Source organism: Tropicimonas sp., from assembly GCF_047971885.1.
Taxonomy (GTDB): domain Bacteria; phylum Pseudomonadota; class Alphaproteobacteria; order Rhodobacterales; family Rhodobacteraceae; genus Tropicimonas.
In genome coordinates this window covers 1-2,678 of the sequence record NZ_JBKEAE010000160.1, presented here as the reverse complement: position 1 = coordinate 2,678, position 2,678 = coordinate 1, and the positions used below count along the sequence as shown (strand labels likewise).

Below are 2,678 nucleotides of genomic sequence, written 5' to 3'. Positions count from 1 at the left end.
GTCACCGAGGTCGATGTCGAGAAGGAGCGTATCTCGCTCTCGATCAAGGCGCTTGGCGGCGACAAGTTCGCCGAGGCCACGGGCGGCGTGAAGCGCGGCTCGGTTATCACGGTGACCGTGACGGCGATCGAGGACGGCGGCATCGAGGTGGAATACGAGGGCATGAAATCCTTCATCCGCCGCTCGGACCTGTCTCGCGACCGGGCCGAGCAGCGCCCCGAGCGCTTCCAGGTCGGTGACAAGGTGGACGTTCGCGTCACCAATATCGACAGCAAGACCCGCCGCCTCGGGCTCAGCATCAAGGCACGCGAGATCGCCGAGGAACGCGAGGCGGTCGAACAGTTCGGTTCCTCGGATTCGGGGGCGTCGCTGGGCGATATTCTCGGAGCGGCGCTCAAGGGCGACGACTGAGGCGCCTGAATATTCGCTGATAATCAGACCCCCGCGGCCAGCCGCGGGGGTTTTCGTTTGTGGTGCCGCCCTCGCCAAGACGAATCACACTGAACGTTCCAGTTCGGCGGGTGCGACAAATTTCACCAAAATTGCCTTGATTTCCCTGCGGTTGGCGGTTTCTTGCCAATTTCTTACTCTATGATGCAGGATATTGTCCGCAATCCCCTTCGTTTGCCGTTCCGCCGGGCGCAATTTGAACGTATAGTCGCGATGACGCCAATGGTGGCACGTTATTGCGGCGGCGGGCCAGGGGGGAACATGATTAGATCAGAGCTTATTCAGATACTTGCGGACGAAAACCCTCACCTCTATCAACGTGATGTCGAGCGGATCGTGAACACCGTCTTCGACGAGATCATCGAGGCAATGGCTAATGGCAACAGGGTTGAACTGCGCGGTTTCGGCGCCTTTTCGGTCAAGAAAAGGGACGCGAGAACCGGGCGGAACCCGCGAACAGGCGATGCCGTTGCGGTCGAGGAAAAGCACGTGCCGTTCTTCAAGACCGGGAAGCTGTTGCGCGACCGTCTGAACGGCCAGGAAAACTGAGAAACGAGGGGCCGCCCGATGATGCGTTACGTCCGCTACCTTATTCTTGCCGCGCTGCTTGCGGTGCTTGTGGTCATCGCCATGGCCAACTGGCAGATGGTGACGCTGACGTTGCTGCCGGCGGCCCTTGCCGAGGCGGTTGGCTGGAACTTCACCACGCCGCAGGTGCCGCTGTTTCTGGTGATCCTGTTCAGTATCGCGCTGGGGTTGCTGATCGGCTACGTCTTCGAGTGGATTCGCGAATCCAAATATCGCTCCGAGGTCGCCAGGCGCCAGCGCCAGGTCAAGAAACTGAACCGCGAGGTCAGCCGGCTTCAGGGTGAGACCAACAAGGGCAAGGACGAGGTTGTCGCCATGCTCGAGATGCCCAAGAAGGCGCTTGGATAGCGGATGCCCGAAAATGTGCGGGTGAAGATCTGCGGCGTCAGACGGCCGCAGGACATTTCCGCCGCTGTCGCTGCGGGCGCGGCCTATGTGGGTATCAACTTCTTTCCGAAATCGCCGCGATATCTCGATACCGAAGCCGCGTCTGCGCTGGCCGTCGAGGTGCCGGCCGGGCTAGCCAAGGTGGGGCTGACGGTCGATGCGGCAGAGGAGGAACTGGACCGGATCGTCGCCCGGGTTCCGCTCGACATGCTGCAACTGCACGGCCACGAAAGCGCCGAGCGCGTGGCGCGGATCAGGCAACGTTACGGCTTGCCGGTGATGAAGGTGGTCGGCGTGGCGGATGAGGGCGATCTGCCCGCCCTGCAGGAATATGCGCGCGTCGCCGACCAGATCCTTGTCGACACCAGGCCGCCACGGAATGCGGCGCTGCCGGGCGGCAACGGGCTGATCTTCGACTGGCGGCTGATCGCGGGGCGGCGCTGGCCCGTGCCGTGGATGCTGGCGGGCGGGCTGACGCCGGAAAATGTCGCCGAGGCCATGCATCTGACCGGCGCGCGGCAGGTCGACGTGTCTTCCGGGGTCGAAACCGCGCCCGGCGTCAAGGACGCCGCCCTGATCGGCGCTTTCGTCGCGGCGGCCCGGGCGTGAGTGTGATCTGGCGCGCGGCGCGGCGCGGCGATGTGCCGGCCGTCGCTGCCCTGCTTGCCGACGATATGCTGGGGCAGGGGCGCGAATGCCCCGATCCCGCCCCCTATCTCGCCGCTTTCGATGCGATGCTGGCTGAAGGCGGCAACATGCTGATCGTCGGCGAACTGGAGGGCAGGATCGTCGCCACCTATCAGTTGACGCTGATTTCGGGCCTGTCGCTGAAGGCCGCGCGCCGGGCGCAGGTCGAAAGCGTGCGGGTTGCCTCGGACTGCCGGGGAAGGGGGCTCGGCACCGCGATGTTTGCCGATGCCGAGGCGCGGGCACGCGCGGCGGGCTGCACGCTGATGCAACTCACCTCCAACGCCCGGCGCGACCGTGCCAGGGCCTTTTACGAAAGGCTCGGGTTCACGCCGTCGCATGTCGGCTTCAAACGCCCGCTCGGATGATCCCGGCCGGCATGGCTCCGGTCTCGACCGCAGCGGACCAAGCGGCTACAACGATGCGATGAAGCAGGGCGGACCCATGAACCAGACCACTCCCAACACCTTTAGCTCGGGCCCCGACGAGAATGGCCGCTTCGGCATTTTCGGCGGCCGTTTCGTTTCCGAAACGCTGATGCCGCTAATCCTCGATCTCGAGGCGGA

The 2,678-nt window shown here is 64.0% G+C and carries 5 protein-coding genes; all 5 read left to right on the top strand.

The features are described 5' to 3' along the window. Nucleotides 1-411 (top strand): S1 RNA-binding domain-containing protein (locus ACK5IR_RS13530; RefSeq protein WP_416929698.1); only part of this gene is annotated, 411 nt, incomplete at its 5' end. A 300-nt stretch (nt 412-711) separates the two neighbouring features. Next, nucleotides 712-999: an integration host factor subunit beta gene (ihfB, locus tag ACK5IR_RS13525; RefSeq protein ID WP_416929699.1), complete on the top strand. Its 288-nt coding sequence runs from the start codon at nt 712-714 to the stop codon at nt 997-999. Between the two features lie 18 nt (nt 1,000-1,017). Further along, on the top strand, nt 1,018-1,386 hold the full coding sequence (locus ACK5IR_RS13520; RefSeq protein ID WP_416929697.1) for a LapA family protein: 369 nt from the start codon (nt 1,018-1,020) through the stop codon (nt 1,384-1,386). Between the two features lie 3 nt (nt 1,387-1,389). After that, nucleotides 1,390-2,034: a phosphoribosylanthranilate isomerase gene (locus ACK5IR_RS13515; protein WP_416929696.1), complete on the top strand. Its 645-nt coding sequence runs from the start codon at nt 1,390-1,392 to the stop codon at nt 2,032-2,034. Next, a complete protein-coding gene (locus ACK5IR_RS13510; protein ID WP_416929695.1) occupies nt 2,031-2,480 on the top strand; it encodes a GNAT family N-acetyltransferase in 450 nt (149 codons plus the stop codon). The genes ACK5IR_RS13515 and ACK5IR_RS13510 overlap by 4 nt, the downstream gene beginning before the upstream one ends. Nucleotides 2,481-2,678: the final 198 nt, after the last annotated feature.

Excerpts from the sequence above, each read along its gene's own strand:
- ACK5IR_RS13520 (WP_416929697.1), top strand. The coding sequence starts at position 1,018 with ATGATGCGTTACGTCCGCTACCTTATTCTTGCCGCGCTGCTTGCGGTG.
- ihfB (WP_416929699.1), top strand. The coding sequence starts at position 712 with ATGATTAGATCAGAGCTTATTCAGATACTTGCGGACGAAAACCCTCAC.
- ACK5IR_RS13515 (WP_416929696.1), top strand. The coding sequence starts at position 1,390 with ATGCCCGAAAATGTGCGGGTGAAGATCTGCGGCGTCAGACGGCCGCAG.